Origin of the sequence: Streptomyces sp. NPDC006602, from assembly GCF_042870385.1 — a bacterium.
GTDB lineage: Bacteria > Actinomycetota > Actinomycetes > Streptomycetales > Streptomycetaceae > Streptomyces.
On record NZ_JBIAHG010000004.1, the window covers coordinates 405,290 to 422,719 of the forward strand.

17 protein-coding genes are annotated in these 17,430 nt (G+C 71.8%); 6 read left to right on the top strand and 11 right to left on the bottom strand.

What is annotated here, in order from left to right; genetic code table 11:
- Positions 1-8: 8 nt before the first annotated feature.
- From ACFYO2_RS14140 to ACFYO2_RS14160, 5 genes are all read right to left on the bottom strand, one after another.
- Positions 9-431, bottom strand: a complete 423-nt coding sequence (locus ACFYO2_RS14140) for an acyl-CoA thioesterase (protein WP_388348259.1) — start codon at positions 429-431, stop codon at positions 9-11.
- Positions 432-492: 61 nt separating this feature from the next.
- Positions 493-1,125: a hypothetical protein gene (locus ACFYO2_RS14145; RefSeq protein ID WP_388348261.1), complete on the bottom strand. Its 633-nt coding sequence runs from the start codon at positions 1,123-1,125 to the stop codon at positions 493-495.
- Positions 1,126-1,207: 82 nt separating this feature from the next.
- Complete coding sequence (locus tag ACFYO2_RS14150; RefSeq protein ID WP_388348263.1) at positions 1,208-1,807, bottom strand: histidine phosphatase family protein; 600 nt, start codon at positions 1,805-1,807, stop codon at positions 1,208-1,210.
- Between the two features lie 328 nt (positions 1,808-2,135).
- On the bottom strand, positions 2,136-3,323 hold the full coding sequence (locus ACFYO2_RS14155; RefSeq protein ID WP_388348265.1) for a glycosyltransferase: 1,188 nt from the start codon (positions 3,321-3,323) through the stop codon (positions 2,136-2,138).
- A gap of 207 nt (positions 3,324-3,530) precedes the next feature.
- On the bottom strand, positions 3,531-4,739 hold the full coding sequence (locus ACFYO2_RS14160) for a pyridoxal phosphate-dependent aminotransferase (RefSeq protein ID WP_388348267.1): 1,209 nt from the start codon (positions 4,737-4,739) through the stop codon (positions 3,531-3,533).
- A gap of 85 nt (positions 4,740-4,824) precedes the next feature.
- Here ACFYO2_RS14160 and ACFYO2_RS14165 point away from each other — a divergent pair, with 85 nt between their 5' ends.
- Positions 4,825-5,451: a winged helix-turn-helix transcriptional regulator gene (locus tag ACFYO2_RS14165; protein WP_388348269.1), complete on the top strand. Its 627-nt coding sequence runs from the start codon at positions 4,825-4,827 to the stop codon at positions 5,449-5,451.
- Positions 5,452-5,502: 51 nt separating this feature from the next.
- On the opposite strand, the gene ACFYO2_RS14170 is transcribed toward ACFYO2_RS14165, so the two are convergent.
- From ACFYO2_RS14170 to ACFYO2_RS14180, 3 genes are read right to left on the bottom strand one after another with little or no spacing between them, the layout of a single operon-like run.
- Positions 5,503-6,306, bottom strand: a complete 804-nt coding sequence (locus tag ACFYO2_RS14170; RefSeq protein ID WP_388348270.1) for a hypothetical protein — start codon at positions 6,304-6,306, stop codon at positions 5,503-5,505.
- Positions 6,306-7,568 (bottom strand): VWA domain-containing protein, encoded by a 1,263-nt coding sequence (locus ACFYO2_RS14175; RefSeq protein WP_388348272.1) that lies wholly within the window; start codon positions 7,566-7,568, stop codon positions 6,306-6,308. The genes ACFYO2_RS14170 and ACFYO2_RS14175 overlap by 1 nt, the downstream gene beginning before the upstream one ends.
- A gap of 45 nt (positions 7,569-7,613) precedes the next feature.
- Positions 7,614-9,113, bottom strand: coding sequence for an IucA/IucC family protein (locus ACFYO2_RS14180; protein WP_388348274.1), 1,500 nt, complete (start codon positions 9,111-9,113; stop codon positions 7,614-7,616).
- A gap of 104 nt (positions 9,114-9,217) precedes the next feature.
- On the opposite strand from ACFYO2_RS14180, the gene ACFYO2_RS14185 reads away from it, so the two are divergent.
- The 3 genes from ACFYO2_RS14185 to ACFYO2_RS14195 are packed head-to-tail and all read left to right on the top strand — an operon-like array spanning position 9,218 to position 11,971.
- Entirely contained in the window at positions 9,218-10,762 is a 1,545-nt protein-coding gene (locus ACFYO2_RS14185) for an IucA/IucC family protein (RefSeq protein ID WP_388348276.1), read from the top strand.
- A gap of 22 nt (positions 10,763-10,784) precedes the next feature.
- A complete protein-coding gene (locus tag ACFYO2_RS14190) occupies positions 10,785-11,699 on the top strand; it encodes a HipA family kinase (RefSeq protein ID WP_388348278.1) in 915 nt (304 codons plus the stop codon).
- Positions 11,696-11,971: a SelT/SelW/SelH family protein gene (locus ACFYO2_RS14195; RefSeq protein ID WP_388348280.1), complete on the top strand. Its 276-nt coding sequence runs from the start codon at positions 11,696-11,698 to the stop codon at positions 11,969-11,971. The genes ACFYO2_RS14190 and ACFYO2_RS14195 overlap by 4 nt, the downstream gene beginning before the upstream one ends.
- Before the next feature lie 4 nt (positions 11,972-11,975).
- Here the strand turns inward: ACFYO2_RS14195 and aceB are convergent, their stop codons facing one another.
- Entirely contained in the window at positions 11,976-13,607 is a 1,632-nt protein-coding gene (gene aceB, locus ACFYO2_RS14200) for a malate synthase A (RefSeq protein WP_388348281.1), read from the bottom strand.
- Between the two features lie 224 nt (positions 13,608-13,831).
- Positions 13,832-14,431 (bottom strand): NTP transferase domain-containing protein, encoded by a 600-nt coding sequence (locus tag ACFYO2_RS14205; protein WP_388348283.1) that lies wholly within the window; start codon positions 14,429-14,431, stop codon positions 13,832-13,834.
- 189 nt (positions 14,432-14,620) lie between these two features.
- On the opposite strand from ACFYO2_RS14205, the gene ACFYO2_RS14210 reads away from it, so the two are divergent.
- Complete coding sequence (locus tag ACFYO2_RS14210) at positions 14,621-14,941, top strand: DUF5955 family protein (RefSeq protein WP_388348285.1); 321 nt, start codon at positions 14,621-14,623, stop codon at positions 14,939-14,941.
- 54 nt (positions 14,942-14,995) lie between these two features.
- Here ACFYO2_RS14210 and ACFYO2_RS14215 read toward each other — a convergent pair whose 3' ends face one another.
- Positions 14,996-15,790, bottom strand: coding sequence for an IclR family transcriptional regulator (locus ACFYO2_RS14215; protein WP_388348287.1), 795 nt, complete (start codon positions 15,788-15,790; stop codon positions 14,996-14,998).
- Between the two features lie 279 nt (positions 15,791-16,069).
- Between ACFYO2_RS14215 and allB the strand changes: the two genes are divergently transcribed.
- Positions 16,070-17,407 (top strand): allantoinase AllB, encoded by a 1,338-nt coding sequence (gene allB / locus ACFYO2_RS14220; RefSeq protein WP_388348289.1) that lies wholly within the window; start codon positions 16,070-16,072, stop codon positions 17,405-17,407.
- Positions 17,408-17,430: the final 23 nt, after the last annotated feature.

Consider the following 17,430-nt stretch of genomic DNA (forward strand, 5'->3'; position numbering starts at 1 on the left):
CGCGGTCCCTACAGTCCGAACAGGCTCGGATCCGACGCCAACTCCTTGAAGTACTCCCGCGGATCCGCCACCAGCCTGCGCTCCTCGAGGTTCATCAGGCCGCCGACAGCGGTGATCTCGGCCGCCACGGTGCCGTCGGTCTTCCGGATGGTCTGCTCGATCCGGAACGTCTTGCCCTCGCCCCAGTCGAAGCCGCACGTCACTTCGACCTCGTCGCCCGCCAGGAGTTCCCGGCGGTAGCGGATGGTCGTCTCCAGGGCCACCGGACCCACGCCCTTGCCGATGAGGCCCGCCTGGCTGATCCCGGCGGCCCGGAGCATGGACCAGCGGGCGTGCTCCGCGTAGTTGATGTAGACACTCTGGTTGAGGTGACCCTGGACGTCCGTCTCGTATCCGCGGACGGTCACCGGGACGGAAAACGGTTCGGTCACGGCTTCCCCTTGTCGTCGTGCTTGTCGTGGACGATCTGCCCCGTCGATCTTGGCATGCTCATCACTTCCGGCGTGGGGACGCCAGCAGATACCGGTCTCTCGTCCGCGGCTCCGTGTGCTCTCCGACCTGCCAGCCCGCCCCCTCCAGCGTGGCCGCACAGGCCCGCAGCAGCGCGCTGTCCGGCGCGTGCACGGCGACGGCCTCCGGCTGCGGGGTCGCCCGCACCCGGTAGCCCTCCGCCTCCCGGCCCGCCGGACGGTGACCCGCCGCCTCCAGGGCGAGCGCGGCCGCCTGCACCAGATGCGCGCGCTCCCAGCCGCACGGCCGGTCCGTCGCGCCGTCCTGGTTGGTCATCCGGCGCAGCTCCAGCAGCCCCTGCCAGGCGCTGTGCACCTCGCGGACGCGACCGGGACCGGTGTCCGCCTCCTCCTCGCTGCCGATGCGGGCGGCGAAGACGTCGGCGGTCCGGGGCGACCGGACCGCGGGCTCGGCGGCGACGGTCTCCGGGGGCGCCTCCCGTACGCGATGTCCCGCCGGCGTCAGGAAGTGGTCGTGCGGCGGCCGCGGATGCCGGAAGGCGAGCCCTCGCTTGACCAGCGCCGCGAGCTGCGCCTCCGTGCCCTTCAGCCGGCCGGTGACCGGATCGGCGGCGTCGATGACACGCCGCTGCGCGGCGGTGGGCGGTCGTGTCACGGCGTGCTCCTCCCCGGCGAACGGCCTGCTCGAAGGGCTACCGCAGCGCCGCGACCGGCCCCAGGATCAGCCCCTTCGAAGACTACGACCCCGGTCTGACATTCCACCCGGCGATCACCGGCCGCCCGTGCTCGGTGCTCAGCCGGCACAGCGTCCCGGTCGCCAGCTGGAACAGCGCCCCGGCCGACGGCCGCAGCCCCAGCCGCCGGGCCGTGAGGACCCGCAGGAGGTGACCGTGCGCCACCAGCACCACGACCCCCTCGGTGTTGGCCAGCGCCGCGTCCACCTTGGCCAGCATCCGGTCGGCCCGCTCACCCACCTGCTCCGGAGTCTCGCCGGGGTGGTCGGGCGGTCCGGGCGCGACCCCGTCCGTGAACAGGAACCAGTCCGGCCGGGTGCGCCGGATCTCGACGGTGGTGACGCCCTCGTATCCGCCGTAGTCCCATTCGCGCAGGTCCGTGTCGACCCGTACGTCGTGCAGTCCGATGAGCTCGGCGGTCTCCCGGGCCCGCTGCAGCGGGCTGACGAACGCGGCCCCGATCCGGTGCGAGCGGATCAGCGGCACCAGGCCGCGCGCCTCCCGCCGCCCGCGCTCGGTCAGCGGGACGTCCGTCGAGCCGGTGTGCCGCCCGGACCGCGACCATTCGGTCTCGCCGTGCCGAACGAGAAAGAGATCACCCATGCGTCACAGGCTACGAGCCGCAGACACGTCGTGTGCGGCCGCACGGCCGACCGGCATTGTGCGCGCGTCCGTCCGCTGCCGGCCCATGCCGCCGGGGCCCTGCGCTGGGCGTCGAGACTGTCGGACAGTTCGGCGATCGTCTGCTCCAGGCACTCCGCGATGGCCGCGAAGTGCTGCTTGTCGCCGGCGATCAGTGTCGGGTCGGCCTTGGGCGAGAGGTGGTCGGGAAGGTCGAACACGCTGGTGGTCAGCGGTTTCACGGCATCGGCTCCGATCTGAGGTCGCTCGCGACCATGGCGCTGCGGCAGGGCGTCCGGACTGGAGTGCTTCACGCGGACCCGGGTGGCTCTTCCCGGCCGGCGGCGTCGAGCAGCAGCTGCGCGGCCACCGTCGCCCCGTCGGTGCGGACGGTGCCGGCCACGGCCTTCGCCCGGGCGGCGGTTTCGGGGGCCAGGGCCGTTTCGAGGGCGGCCGACAGGGACTCGAAGGTCGGAGTCGGCCCCTGGTGTGCGGCACCGATGCCCAGGTCGGCCACCCGGCCCGCCCAGTACGGCTGGTCCGCGATCTGGGGCACCACCACCTGGGGTGCGCCGGCCCGGGCGGCCGTCGTCGTCGTACCCGCGCCGCCGTGGTGCACGACGGCGGCCACCCGGCCGAACAGTGCCTGATGGTTGATCTCGCCGACGGCGAAGCAGTCGGCGAGGTGGTCGATCAGACCCAGGTCGGCCCAGCCCTGGGAGACGAGTACGCGGCGGCCCTGCGCACGGACCGCCTCGATGGCCGACCGGGCGGCGTTCGTCGACGCGTGCATGGGCATGCTGCCGAAGCCCACGTACACCGGTGGGGCACCGGCGTTCAGGAACGCCACCAGCTCGGCGGGGAGCGGGCGTTGGTCCGGCAGGACCCACGCGCCGGTCTGCACGACGTCGAGGTCCGGCGTCTGCTGCCACGGGTCCAGAGCCGGGTCCGTGGCCAGCCACGGCCGGTCGCCGATGACGTAGTCGCGCACGCTGTCCACCGGGGGCAGGCCGATCGACGCCCGGTTGGTGTTGAGCGCCTCGCCGAACAGCGCGTCGATGCTCTGGGCGTCCAGGTCCCACAGCACCCTGTTGTCGGTCACCTCCGGCGGGAACGGCCGGCCCGGATACTCCAGCGGGCGGCGCTGCGGCGACGGCAGGGTGAGCTGCTGGAAGGTCACGGACACGGAGGGGATGCCCAGCTTCTCGGCCACCGACCGTGCTCCGGCCGCGGCCGAGATCATGCCGGTCGCCACCACCACGTCACATCCCTCGGCTGCCGCGGTGACCACGTCCAACTGACTGGCGATCACCTCGGCCGCGCGCTGGGGCAGCGATGACGGCGGCGGCGCCGCCTTCGTCAGCGCGCGCGCCGACGGGCCGAAGGGCAGCAGCGGTACGCCGACACCGGCCAGCAGCTCCGCGAACTCCTTGTCCGCCGGCCCGCACACCCGCACCTCCGCGCCGAGTTCCCGCAACCGCACCGCGAGTCCCGCCATCGGTTGGACATCCCCGCGCGACCCATAGGTCGACAACACCACACGCATACGCGACTCTCATTTCCGCAGATTCGGGCTTCGGCCGACGATTCTGCGGCACGACCGGGGCCTTGCGGCAAGCCCCCCGGTGCGCTATAAGTTGAGAGTGGCAAGGAGTGGGAAACCTCCTTGCCTTTGTTTTTTCGCCGGGTTTTGCGTCGGCAGCCGCTACTGCCGGTACCCGCTCAGGAACCGCCCGATCCGCCCGATCGCCGCCTCCAGGTCGTCCGCGTACGGGAGGGTCAGGATGCGGAAGTGGTCGGGGCTCGGCCAGTTGAAGCCGGTTCCCTGCACCACCTGGATCTTCTCCCGCAGCAGCAGGTCCAGGACGAACTTCTCGTCGTCGTGGATCTTGTGCACCTTCGGGTCCAGGCGCGGGAACGCGTACAGCGCGCCCTTCGGCTTCACGCACGACACACCGGGGATCTCGTTGAGCTTCTCCCAGGCCACGGTGCGCTGTTCGTGCAGGCGTCCGCCCGGCGTGGTCAGCTCGCGGATGGACTGCCGGCCCCCGAGCGCGGCCTGGATGGCGTACTGCGCGGGCGCGTTGGCGCACAGCCGCATGGAGGCCAGCATCGTCAGGCCCTCCAGGTAGTTGCGGGCGTGCTGCCGGGGACCGGTGACGACCATCCAGCCCGAGCGGAAGCCGGCCACCCGGTACGTCTTCGACAGGCCGCAGAAGGTCAGGACGACCAGGTCGGGGGCGAGCGCGGCGACCGAGTGGTGCACGGCGTCGTCGTAGAGGATCTGGTCGTAGATCTCGTCGGCGAAGACCATCAGGCCGTGCCGGCGGGCCAGGTCGAGGATGCCCTCGATGATCTCCTTCGGGTAGACGGCGCCGGTGGGGTTGTTCGGGTTGATGATGACCACGGCCTTGGTGCGGTCCGTGATCTTCGACGCCATGTCGTCCAGGTCCGGGTACCAGTCGGCCTGTTCGTCGCAGAGGTAGTGCACGGCCTTGCCGCCGGCGAGGGTCGTCACGGCCGTCCACAGGGGGAAGTCCGGGGCGGGGATGAGGACTTCGTCGCGGTCCTCGAGCAGTGCCTGTACGGCCATCGAGACCAGCTCGGAGACGCCGTTGCCGAGGAAGACGTCGTCGACGCCCACCTCCAGGCCCAGGGTCTGGTAGCGCTGGGCGACCGCACGGCGGGCGGAGAGGATGCCGCGGGAGTCGGTATAGCCGTGCGCCTGCGGCAGCATCCGGATCATGTCCTGGAGGATCTCCTCCGGCGCCTCGAAGCCGAACAGCGCGGGGTTGCCCGTGTTCAGCCGCAGCACGCTGTGGCCCGCCTCCTCCAGCGCGTTGGCGTGCTCGATCACCGGGCCGCGGATCTCGTAACAGACCTCGCTCAGCTTGCTCGACTGCCGGAACTCCATGCGCTTACGCCCTCCGGTTGTGGTGTTGCTTGGTTTTACCAAGTTTGAGCTTGGAAAGTCCAACGACATGTCTAGACTGCGTCGCATGTCACCTCGCCGAAGCTACGACCAGTACTGTTCCGCCGCCCGGGCGCTCGACGTCGTCGGCGACCGCTGGACGCTTCTGATCGTCCGGGAGCTGCTCGCCGGTCCACGCCGCTACACCGACCTGCACGCCGACCTGCCGGGCGTCAGCACGGACGTACTCGCCTCGCGGTTGAAGGACATGGAACGGGACGGCCTCGCGACCCGGCGCCGGCTGCCACCGCCCGGTGCGGCGTACGTGTATGAACTCACCGGACGCGGGCGGGAGTTGCTGCCGGTGCTGCAGGCCCTGGGGCGGTGGGGGCAGGTCGAGCTGGGCGAGCGGCGGCCCACGGACGCCGTACGCGCGCACTGGTTCGCGCTGCCGCTGCTCCGGGCGCTGGAGGGCGAGGGGCTCGTCGAAGTACGGCTCGAAGAAGGCGACTTCCATCTGTACGTCGGCGCCCAGGACGGCCCCGTTTACGGCGACGGGCCCGCGCCCGCCGAGCCCGACGCGCGGCTGGTCCTGGACACCGGCACGTGCCTGGCGGTCGGCCGGGGGGAGTTGAGCGTGCCGGACGCGGTGCGGGCGGGCCGTATCGAGGTGACCGGTGAGGGCACGCTCGCGAAGGCCTTGCGCGAGGGCTGAACGCGAGAAGGCCCGCCGTGCCGAAGCACAGCGGGCCCCTTGACGGTCCCGTCAGGCGCCCGGAGGCATCCGCGACGGCCGCCCCGCCCCGCGCGTCAGCGAGTACCCGCCGACCCCCGCGAGCGCGGCCAGTACGCCACCGAGCGCGGTCCACACCCACCGGTCGGACCACCAGCCGGAGGACCAGCCGTCGTCCGGCTCGATACTGGACAGCACGGCCGAGGCGGACGAACCGTCCTCCTCCGCAGCGGACTTGACCGCGATCCCCGGCACCAGTGGCTCAGCCAGCGAGCCGTCCACCGCGGCCGAACCGCCGATGTCCTTGGAGTCGACCCGCAGCTCCGTCTCGACGGGCAGACCCAGGTCGCCCGTCGTCAGGTCGACGACCGTCAGCCGGACGTAGTACGTCCCCCGCAGCGGGTCGTTCGCCCACGGCTCCGACCAGGCGCGGACCGTGCGCAGGACGCAGGCCGGCTCCACCGAGGCCGTGTTCGCCGCCGCGGTGCGCGTCTGCGCCCCGTACTGGCAGGCCTGGCGGCGCCGAAGACCGTCGTACACGTCGATCTGCCAGGTCTCGGCGGCGTGCGTCTCAGGCAGCTTCACCGTCGCCTTGACGGTGGGCCGCTGGCCGGCGTCCGCGGGGAACGACCAGTACAGGTAGTCGCCCGCGGAGCCGTTCGCGGTGGCCGTCTGCCCCTGCTCGACCTCGGTCGCCGTACGGAAGGAGGTGCCCGCCTCGGTGGGCGCCCCGCTGTCCGCCGAAGCCGAAGGGGACGGCGAGGTGTCGGCCGCGGCCGGGGAGACCGCCAGGCCGAGCATCAGCAGGGAAGCGCTCAGCACTCGTGTGATCCGCATCAGTTGGTCCTCCAGACCGCGACCCGCCAGCGTGACACCCAGCCCCAGACCACACCGGCGAGGAAGCCGGTGAGGATCAGCGCGCCGAGCAGCCACCAGCCGCGCCCGAGGCCGAAGGAGGCCACGTCGCTCGCCGGCGACGGACCGTCCACCACGTCGACGGTCAGCTCCAGCGGCAGACCCGGCGTGGTCTTCACCCCGGAAGCCACCGAGAAGGAGTTGGTGACCTGGAGACACACCGTCTCCGCAGCCGCGTCCTCGTCGTCGCTCTCCGCCTTGGGATAGCGCAGCCCCGTCGAGACCACGTCCGTACGGCCGTCGCCCGCCGCCTCGCCGCGCACGATCTCCCGGCCGTGCACCGTGACCGCCCGCACCAGCACCCCATAGGAGGGGTTCACGGCCCGGTCGGCCCCCACGCTCACCGAGGCACGCAGCTCCTGGCCGGGCTCGACGTCCACCCGGTACCAGCGCTGCTGCCCGAACTCCTCGCGGTCCGTGTACAGACCGGACTTCACGGCCGGCGCCTCGGCACACGCGGCGGCACCCTCCACGGCCACCGGCGTCACCACCGGATCGGCCGCGCGGTCCACCAACTGGTTGACGCGGTCGGTGAGTTCGTCGGTGTGCTCGATCGAGGTGTACGTCCCGCCGGTCGCCTCCGCGATGCAGCTGAGCTGCTGCCGCATCTTGGCGTTCGGGACCAGACCGAGGGTGTCGATGGTCAGCCCGATGCCCTTGGCGGCGATCTCGCGGGCCACCTCGCACGGGTCGAGCGGGGCGCAGGTGTCCTCGCCGTCGCTGATCAGCACGATCCGCTTGGAGCCGTCGCCGTCGAAGTCGTCGGCCGCCTTGAGGAGGGCGGGCCCGATCGGAGTCCAGCCGGTGGGGGCGAGCGTCGCCACCGCCGTCTTGGCCTCGGTACGGTCCAGCGGACCGACCGGGTAGAGCTGCGCGGTGTCCTTGCAGCCCGTCTTCTGGTCGTCCCCTGGGTAGTTGGCGCCGAGGGTGCGGATGCCGAGGTCGACGTCCTCGGGCGTGGCGTCCAGCACCTCGTTGAACGCCTGCTTCGCGGCCGCCATCCGGGTTCCGCCGTCGATGTCCCGGGTCCGCATGGAACCGCTGACGTCGAGGACGAGGCCGACCTGGGGCGTGGCCCCGCCCGTCGGTTCGCCGGCGAAGGCCGCGGCCGGGAAGGCGATCCCGGCCGTCAGGGCGGCGAGCAGGGCGCACACTCCTGCTGCCAGCCGTTTACTTGTGATCATCGGCGGATCCTATTGATCAGAGGTGCCCGGCTCCAAAACGACCGTTCAGAGCAGCGGACTCGGCAGCTGCATCCACTGGTCACCGGCCGTCCCCGGCGACAGCCGCATCAGCGTCAACGCCTTGGCGGGCAGCGGCTCTTCGAGCAGTGCGACGAGATCGGGCGTGCGCGGCAGATCCCGTACGGCCGACCCCAGCGCCCCTCGCAACGCCGCCTCCGAGCCCGCCGTACCGGCCAGCGCCCCGGCCACCAGCGAGCCGAACAGCTTGCGGCGCAGGGTCGTCTCGTCGTCCGTGACGATCCGCCCGGTCAGTTCGGGGACCGGGATGCCGTGCCGGGCCAGCCGGGCCGGGCTGACGCGGATGTCGGCGAGGTCGCGGTAGACCAGGCGCAGCGGGGCGCCGGCCGCGGACAGGACGACGAGGAGATTCTGGCCGTGCGCCTCCAGGGCCACGCCCAGTTCGAGGAGCCGCAGGCCCACCGTGAGGGCGAGGCGGGTGAAGTCGGCGAGCCAGGCGGGGGAGTCGGGCAGGCCGGTGGTGGCGAGGGCGGCGACCGGCAGCACCCGTTCGCCGTGCTCCGGCACCGCGTAGTCCTGCGGCGACTCCCGCAACACCGCTGCCAGATCGGGCGAGTCGGCCGTGACCGCGCCCAGTGTGCGGGTGACGTGCAGCAGGCCGTCCGTGCGGGCCGCCAGCGCCTCCGCGAACGCCGAGAGGGTCGCGGACAGGCTGATCGAGTAGACGGAGATGTCCCGTACCGAGGAGGTAAGGCGGGCGCTCAACGCGGTCTTGACGTGCGGCCCGTCCGGCAGCGCGAGGGTGCGCAGGGACATCAACGGGTGCGCCGGGAGCCCTTCCTCGCACCGACGCTTGAGCACATGCTCCGCCTGCCAGGGATGCACCGGCACCAACAGCCGCTCCCCGTCCCGCATCCCGACCGGCCACTCACCCGTCACCAGGCACTCGGCCGCCGGAACCGGCAGCAGCCCGAGCCGCACGACCGGCCCGTGCTCGGGCCCGTAGGCGAGCTGCTCGGCCACCGAGAAGCCCGGCCGGGAACGGCAGCCGGGGTGGAACGGATGCCCGTCGACCACCCGCTGCTCCCACTCCCAGTCGGACACCGGCCACTCTTCGGTGCGGGCCGGCGCCCCGGCCCGCGACAGCGCCAACGAGGCGACGCTGTGGCCGAGTTCGGTGGCGAAGCCCGAACCGTGCGGCACGGCGAGATCGGTCATCAGCCGGGCCGGATCGTCGTACGCCAGGTCGTCCAGCCGAACCTCGGTGACGTACCCGGAAGTGGCGTACGGGTCCGGGTGCGGACCGTGCAGCCGGCGGCCGTCCGAAAGGCGCAGGCCGATACCCTCCCGGCCGGCCGCGCGGCCCGCGAGCCACGGCAGCGGTTCATGGGTGAGCGCACGCCACAGCCGGGTCAGCACGGCCGCACGGGCACCGGGCAGCTCGGCCGTGTACCGCGGCACGAGGCCGGGGCGTACGGCTGCCAGCTCCCCGGCGACCTCGGCCTCGGCGGTGAAGGGACGGTGCACGGGCGGGCTCCTCGGGTACGAAGTCGGGTACGAAGGGGATGTCACGACAGGCGGTGACGGCAGACATACTGATCGTCTCCTCCCGAACGGACCGTAGAGAACGAGTGGAACGCGTGGATCTCATCTCTCCGCCCGCCGACGACGCCGCACCGCGCGACGACGTGGCGGACCGCGCCGACGCGTACGCGGCGGCGCCCCTCCTGAACTGCCTGCTGCGGGAGGTGGCCGAGCCCCTCCCACGAACCGGTGGACCCGGTGGACCCGGTGGACCCGGCGACCACCGGGTGTACCGGCTGCCGGGGGGCAGACTGCTGCGCGTGCGCGGGGAGCGGCGGCCCGCCGGACCCGAGGTGTACACGGCGGGCGGCTGGCAGCCCGTCTCCCATCCCGAACTCGTCAAACTCGTCGCCGAGGAACTCGTCCGCCACACCGGCCTGTCCAACCACGAACTGCCCGCCGAGATGATCGACAGCCGGGACGCGGTGGCCGCGCTGCTCACCGCCCGCGCCCGGGCGACGCCGCCCGAGGACCCGTACCTGCTCTCCGAGCAGGCCCTCATCACCGGCCACCCCCACCACCCCGCCCCCAAGGCCCGCGGCGGCGGCCCCGTCGCCGGCTGGCTGCCGTACGCCCCGGAGGCGCACGCCCGCTTCCCGCTGACGCTGCTCGGGCTGCGGGCGGACACGGTCGTCGAGGAGGGCGACACCGAGGCGCTCGACGCGCTCGGCGAGGCCCCGCCCGGCTACCGGCTGCTGCCGGCCCACCCCTGGCAGCTCGACCTCGTCGCCCGCGACCTCGCCCCCGCCTTCGCCGACGGCCGCCTGATCCACCTGGGCGCGACCGCCTTCGATGCCTGGCCGACGGCCGCCATCCGCACGCTGTACGCGCCCCCACGCGACCTCTTCCTGAAGTTCAGCCTCGACGTCCGCATCACGAACGACATCCGCCGGCTCTGGCGCCACGACCTGCTGAAACTGCGCCGAACCGACACGGCCGCGCTGCGCGCCTTCGAGGCGATCGACGGGCCGGCGGCCTGGCTCGGCGACCACGGCTACCGCACCGCGGACTTCGCCTTCGAGGAACTCGCCGTCCTGGTCCGCGACGGACTGCGCGACCGGGTGGTGCCCGGCGCGACCCCGCTGCTGGCCGCCGCACTCGTGGAGGGCTTCGACGGCAGCCCGCTCGACGGCGCGCAGGACCCGGCGGCATGGTGGGAGGCCTACCTGGCCCAGGTCGTGCCCCCCGCCCTCGCGGCCTTCGCCGACCACGGCGTCGTACTCGAAGCACACCTGCAGAACACACTGGTCGCCGTGGACACCGACGGAACACCCGTGCAGGCGCTGTTCCGGGACTCCGAGGGCGTGAAGCTGCTGCCGGACGTGTCCCGGGCCGCGGGCTGGGAACGGCTGGTGTACTGCCTGGTCGTCAACCACCTCTGCGAGGTCGCCGCGGCCCTCGCCGAACGCCACCCCGGCCTCGACCCCTGGCCCGCCGTCCGCCGCGAACTGTCCCGGCACGGCCTCCCCGAGATCGCCGCCCTGCTCGCCTCGCCCACCCTGCCCGGCAAGACCAACCTCCTGCTGCGCTGGACCGGCGCGGACGGCGCCGACGCCCGCTACCTGCCACTGCCCAACCCCCTCGCGGGATGACGGCTGGCATACCCTGGCCGGTGTGCTGCGCCATGTGACTGCTGTTCGATACGTGAATCCGTTGCGGTCCGGCGGCTCCGTGCCCGGAGTCGTGGAGGCCGACGACCTCGGGACGTACGTCGTGAAGTTCACCGGTTCCGCGCAGGGCCGCAAGGCGCTGGTCGCCGAGGTGATCGTGGGCGAGCTGGCGCGCGCCCTCGGACTGCGCTTCCCCGAACTGGTCCTCGTCCACTTCGACCCGGCCATCGCCGACCACGAGCCCCACCAGGAAGTACGCGAACTCCACGGCGCGAGCGCCGGACTCAACCTCGGCATGGACTACCTGCCGAACGCGAAGGACTTCACCCCGGAGCTCGCCAAGACCTTCCCCGTCGACCCGCTGGAGGCCGGCAAGATCGTCTGGCTGGATGCCCTGACGGTCAACGTGGACCGTACGGTCCACAGCTCCAACCTCATGATCTGGCCCACCTTCGGGACCGTACCGCCGCGCCTGTGGCTGATCGACCACGGGGCCGCGCTCGTCTTCCACCACCGCTGGGACGGCTCGGATCCCGAGAAGGCGTACGACTTCCGCCACCACGCGCTCGGCCATTACGCGCCGGACGTGCGGGCGGCCGACGCGGAACTGGCGCCCCGGGTGACGCTCGATCTGCTGCGCGCGGTCACGGCGGCCGTCCCGGACGCGTGGCTGGCCGACGAGGAGGGGTTCGCGACCCCGGACGACGTCCGCACGGCGTACGTCGACTACCTCCACACGCGCGTGCGGGTGTCCGCGGCCTGGCTCCCCACCGACTTTCCCACCCGGGAGGAACTCGCCGCCGAGGAGGCCCTCCGGTCGGCGAGGACACAGCAAGGCCGGCCGAACTGGCTCAAGCGGGTCCCCGACCTGCACGGCAAACCGGCCGCGGAACAGGATTGGTCGGTGCACCTCGGATGAGTGACATCCAGCGCGTCGAGATCGAGTACTGCACCCAGTGCCGCTGGCTGCCGCGCGCCGCCTGGCTGGCCCAGGAGCTGCTGACGACCTTCGAGACGGATCTGACCGAGCTGTCCCTGAAGCCCGGCAAGGGCGGGATCTTCGTGGTCAGGGTCAACGACGAGGTGGTCTGGGACCGCCGCGAGCAAGGCTTCCCGGAGCCGACCGCCGTGAAGCAGGCCGTACGCGACCGAGTGGCCCCGGGAAAGTCCCTGGGCCACTCGGACAAGTGACGCTCTAGCCGCGCAGCTGCTCGTACGCCGGCAGCGTCAGGAAGTCCGCGTAGTCCTCGTCGAGCGCGACCTCCAGGAGCAGGTCGTGGGCCTGCTGCCAGTGACCGGCGGCGAAGGCCTCCTCGCCGAGTTCGCCCTTGATGTTCCGGAGTTCCTCGGCCGCGACCTTGCGGGCCAGCTCCGGGGTGGCCTTCACCGTGTCTCCGGCGTGCTCGAACTCGACGCCCGCGTTGATCCACTGCCAGATCTGCGAGCGCGAGATCTCGGCGGTCGCCGCGTCCTCCATCAGGTTGAAGATGGCGACCGCGCCGAGGCCGCGCAGCCATGCCTCGATGTAACGGATGCCGACCTGGACGGCGTTGACGAGACCGTTGTACGTCGGCCTGGCGTCCAGGGAGTCGACGGCGATCAGGTCGGCCGCCTTGACGTCCACGTCCTCGCGCAGGCGGTCCTTCTGGTTCGGCCTGTCACCGAGGACCCGGTCGAAGGACTCCATGGCGATCGGGACCAGGTCCGGGTGGGCCACCCACGATCCGTCGAAGCCGTCGTTCGCCTCGCGGTCCTTGTCGGCCTTGACCTTCTCGAACGCGACCTTGTTGACCTCCTCGTCGCGCCGGGAGGGGATGAACGCCGCCATGCCGCCGATCGCGTGCGCGCCGCGCTTGTGGCAGGTACGGACGAGGAGTTCGGTGTACGCGCGCATGAACGGGGCCGTCATCGTCACCGCGTTGCGGTCCGGGAGGACGAACTTGGCGCCGCCGTCACGGAAGTTCTTGACGATGGAGAACAGGTAGTCCCAGCGGCCGGCGTTCAACCCCGAGGCGTGGTCGCGCAGTTCGTAGAGGATCTCCTCCATCTCGTACGCGGCCGTGATCGTCTCGATCAGCACGGTGGCGCGGACGGTGCCCTGCGGGATGCCGACGTAGTCCTGCGCGAAGACGAACACGTCGTTCCACAGGCGGGCTTCGAGGTGCGACTCGGTCTTCGGGAGGTAGAAGTACGGGCCCTTGCCGAGGTCCAGCAGCCGCTGGGCGTTGTGGAAGAAGTAGAGGCCGAAGTCGACGAGCGCGCCCGGAACCTGCTGCCCGTCCAGCTGAAGATGCCGTTCGTTCAGGTGCCAGCCGCGCGGGCGCATGACGACGGTGGCGAGTTCGCCGTCGTCCTTGAGGGCGTACGACTTGCCGGACCTGGGGTCCGTGAAGTCGATGTTCCGGGTGTAGGCGTCGGCCAGGTTGATCTGACCGAGGACGACGTTCTCCCAGGTCGGCGCCGAGGCGTCCTCGAAGTCCGCGAGCCAGACCTTGGCGCCCGAGTTGAGGGCGTTGATGGTCATCTTGCGGTCGGTGGGGCCGGTGATCTCGACCCGGCGGTCGTCCAGGGCCGCGGGGGAGGGGGCCACCTTCCAGGAGTCGTCGGCGCGGATGGCGGCGGTCTCCGGGAGGAAGTCGAGCGTGGAGGTGCGGGCGATCTCGGCGCGGCGCTCCGCACGGCGGGCGAGGAGTTCGTCACGCCGGGGCGTGAACCGGCGGTGCAGCTCGGCCACGAAGGCGAGGGCCGCGTCGGTGAGGACCTCCTCCTGCCGGGGCAGGGGCTCGGCGTCGACGATGTCCAGCGGGGACGGCGCTGGTGCGGACATGAGCTGTCACTTCCTTCAGCGAGCGTGGCACCGGGTGCCAGTCGACCACGGTACGGCGGTGGACGCCCGGGATCAGGTGGCCCCGCGCGTGCGAAGTCGAGCGTGGGGGGGAAGTCGGGCGCTCCTGAACAGTGGATACTAGTTTCCTCATCGTGGAACTTCAATGGTTTGTTGATGTCGAGATTCTTCGGGTCGAGGCAAGGTGGCGCTCAGTGCCACCCCGCTCACGCAAGGTGTCCCAGGTCCGCGACGGTGTCGATGTCGTAGGGCTGAGCCACGTCCCCGCACTCGACGAGCGTGATCGCCTCCTCATGCGCCCTCAGATAGGCGCGTGCCCCCCGGTCGCCGGTCGCAGTCTCCGCGATGCCCGGCCAGTGGTCGGCGCCGAGGAGGACCGGATGGCCCCGTACGCCGTCGTAGGCGGCGCAGACCAGCGACCGGGGAGACTCGTACGCGGCGAGCACACGGCCGACCGCCGCCGCCCCGATGCCGGGCTGGTCGACGAGCGAGACGAGCGCGGCCCGTGCGCCCGTACCGGTGAGCGAGTCGAGCCCGGCCCGCAGCGACGACCCCATGCCGTCGGCCCAGCCGGGGTTCTCCACGAGCACGCAGCCACCGAGCTCGGCCCGCTCCCGTACGGCGGCGGCCTCGGCCCCCAGGACCACGTGGACGCGGGTGCAGCCGGCCGCGCGCAGCACGCCGACCGCGTGTTCGACGAGGGGCCGCCCCCGGTGTTCGAGCAGTGCCTTGGGGCGGCCGCCGAGCCGGCGTCCGCCGCCCGCGGCGAGGAGCAGCCCGGCGACCTGCTGTGCGTTCTCAGTCATACGTCCTGCATACCTGACGCTCCGGCACGCGCCCGGTTTCCATGGGCTGAATTTCGGTCCGCGCAGTGGCGCACCCGGTGCGGGGTGGCGTTTACTGACCCGCGTCCCCCGGCGCCCGACCAGCGCACGCGCGGGCGCGGTGGGACGAGGGAACGTGTGGGCGCACAACGGAGTGCGAGGGGGAGGGCTGTGTTGCGGAGCTTGGGGCAGAGACCGGTGAGCGGCAGCGACGAGGACCTGAGGGTGGCGGAACTGCGGACCGCGGTGTCCCGGCTGCGGCGCCAGCTCGCCGCACATCCCGCCGAGTTCCCCGATCGTGGCATCGCCGAGGACGAACTCGCTGCGCTGGCCGCGATGACGCTCTACGGGCCGCCCGAGATCCCGAGACTGCGGCGGTCGCTGCTGCTGATCGCGGGCGCCATCGGCTCGGTCAGCGCGCTGTCCCCGGGGCTGTCGGACGTCAGGGCGGCCGTGGACCTGTTCGGCGAACCGCCGGGGCGGCGGGGCTAGGGGTCGCCGGCCGCGCGGGGAAACGCTTCGGTGACCCTCGGCGTGGTGACGCCGTCAGGCCGGGTTCTGGCTCGCCAGTGCCTGGGACAGTTCCATCGCCACCTGCTGCAGCACCGGCACGATCCGCTCCGTCGCCGCCTCCGTGACCCGGCCCGCCGGACCCGAGATCGAAATGGCCGCCGAGGTGGGGGAGTTGGGCACGGACACCGCCAGGCAGCGGACGCCGATCTCCTGCTCGTTGTCGTCGACCGCGTATCCCTGGCGCCGCACGTCCTCCAGCGCCGCGAGGTAGCCCTCCGGTGTGGTGATCGTCTTGTCCGTGGCGGCGGGCATGCCGGTGCGGGCCAGCAGGGCGCGCACCTCGGCGTCCGGCGTGTCGGCCAGCAGGGCCTTGCCGACGCCCGTGGAGTGCGGCAGGACGCGGCGGCCGACCTCGGTGAACATGCGCATCGAGTGCTTCGACGGCACCTGTGCCACGTAGACGATCTCGTCGCCGTCCAGCAGTGCCATGTTCGCCGTCTCGCCGGTCTCCTCGACCAGGCGGGCGAGGTAGGGGCGCGCCCAGGTGCCGAGCAGACGGGAGGCGGACTCGCCGAGGCGGATCAGGCGCGGGCCGAGGGCGTAGCGGCGGTTGGGCTGCTGGCGTACGTATCCGCAGACCACCAGGGTGCGCATCAGGCGGTGGATGGTCGGCAGGGGCAGACCGCTGCTCGCGGAGAGCTCGCTCAGCCCCACCTCGCCGCCCGCGTCCGCCATCCGTTCCAGCAGATCGAAGGCGCGCTCGAGGGACTGGACTCCGCCGCTGGCGGACTTCGCGGAGTCGGTGGTGCTGGCGCTGGACGTCGGCACGGCGCGTTCCTTTCGGGACAGTCGGGAAGAGCAGAAGCCTACCCGTCGGTCGGTTGACTCCCTGATGGTGCGTAGCTACGTTCTGTCTATCGGAATGCTAATTCCGCTTTGTGGAAACGTCCAGAGTGTGCGCCCGCGTGGTCCCCTGAAGAGGTGTGCTCTTGACGGTACGGGGGCGGGAGTGAAGACTCCTTCAACAGAACGTTGAATTCCGTTACGTGGAAGTAAATCCCGTTTCCCGGAAGTAAAACGGCGACAGGCAGAGCGAGAGGGGTCCGGGTGTCCGACGTAGAACTGGTGCTGCGCTCGACGCGCGTCATCACCCCGGAAGGGACACGCGCCGCCTCGGTCGCGGTCTCCGCCGGAACGATCACGGCCGTCCTGCCGTACGACGCCGAGGTGCCGGCCGGTGCCCGCATGGAGGACGTCGGCGACGACGTCCTGCTGCCCGGCCTGGTCGACACGCACGTGCACGTCAACGACCCCGGCCGCACCGAGTGGGAGGGCTTCTGGACCGCCACCCGCGCCGCGGCCGCCGGCGGCATCACCACCCTCGTCGACATGCCGCTCAATTCCCTCCCGCCCACCACGACGGTCGACCACCTCCGTACGAAGAAGGAGGTCGCCGCCGACAAGGCCCACATCGACGTCGGCTTCTGGGGCGGCGCCCTGCCCGACAACGTCAAGGACCTGCGCCCGCTGCACGAGGCCGGCGTCTTCGGCTTCAAGGCCTTCCTGTCGCCCTCCGGCGTGGACGAGTTCCCGCACCTCGGCCAGGACCAACTGGCCCAGTCCCTCGCCGAGATCGCCTCCTTCGGCGGCCTGCTGATCGTGCACGCCGAGGACCCGCACCACCTGGACGCCGCCCCGCAGTACGGCGGCCCCAAGTACGCCGACTTCCTCGCCTCCCGCCCGCGGGACGCCGAGGACACGGCGATCGCCCAACTCATCGCCCAGGCGAAGCGCCTCGACGCGCGCGTGCACGTGCTGCACCTGTCGTCGAGCGACGCGCTGCCGCTGATCGCGGCCGCCAAGGCGGAGGGCGTGCGCGTCACGGTCGAGACCTGCCCGCACTACCTCACCCTCACCGCCGAGGAAGTCCCGGACGGCGCCAGCGAGTTCAAGTGCTGTCCGCCGATCCGCGAGTCCGCCAACCAGGACCTGTTGTGGCAGGCGCTGGCGGACGGCACGATCGACTGCGTGGTCACCGACCACTCACCCTCGACGGCCGACCTGAAGACGGACGACTTCGCGACGGCATGGGGCGGCATCTCCGGCCTCCAGCTGAGCCTCGCGGCGGTGTGGACGGAGGCACGCAAGCGCGGCCACGGCCTCGAGGACGTGGTCCGCTGGATGTCCACGCGGACGGCCGATCTGGTGGGCCTCGGTCAGAAGGGCGCCATCGAGGCGGGCCGCGACGCCGACTTCGCGGTCCTCGCACCCGACGAGACGTTCACCGTGGACCCGGCGGCCCTCCAGCACCGCAACCGCGTCACGGCGTACGCGGGCAGGACCCTGTCCGGCGTCGTGAAGTCCACCTGGCTGCGCGGCGAACGCATCGTCGCAAACGGCGAGTTCACGACCCCGAAGGGCCGACTGCTCACCAGAACCCCCTGATCCACATCCCGGTAAACGCCCGC

Bases quoted from the DNA above. Each gene is read 5' to 3' on its own strand.
- ACFYO2_RS14150 (WP_388348263.1), bottom strand. From the start codon at position 1,807: ATGGGTGATCTCTTTCTCGTTCGGCACGGCGAGACCGAATGGTCGCGG.
- ACFYO2_RS14155 (WP_388348265.1), bottom strand. From the start codon at position 3,323: ATGGCGGGACTCGCGGTGCGGTTGCGGGAACTCGGCGCGGAGGTGCGG.
- ACFYO2_RS14160 (WP_388348267.1), bottom strand. From the start codon at position 4,739: ATGGAGTTCCGGCAGTCGAGCAAGCTGAGCGAGGTCTGTTACGAGATC.
- ACFYO2_RS14165 (WP_388348269.1), top strand. From the start codon at position 4,825: ATGTCACCTCGCCGAAGCTACGACCAGTACTGTTCCGCCGCCCGGGCG.
- ACFYO2_RS14170 (WP_388348270.1), bottom strand. From the start codon at position 6,306: ATGCGGATCACACGAGTGCTGAGCGCTTCCCTGCTGATGCTCGGCCTG.
- ACFYO2_RS14175 (WP_388348272.1), bottom strand. From the start codon at position 7,568: ATGATCACAAGTAAACGGCTGGCAGCAGGAGTGTGCGCCCTGCTCGCC.
- ACFYO2_RS14195 (WP_388348280.1), top strand. From the start codon at position 11,696: ATGAGTGACATCCAGCGCGTCGAGATCGAGTACTGCACCCAGTGCCGC.
- aceB (WP_388348281.1), bottom strand. From the start codon at position 13,607: ATGTCCGCACCAGCGCCGTCCCCGCTGGACATCGTCGACGCCGAGCCC.
- ACFYO2_RS14205 (WP_388348283.1), bottom strand. From the start codon at position 14,431: ATGACTGAGAACGCACAGCAGGTCGCCGGGCTGCTCCTCGCCGCGGGC.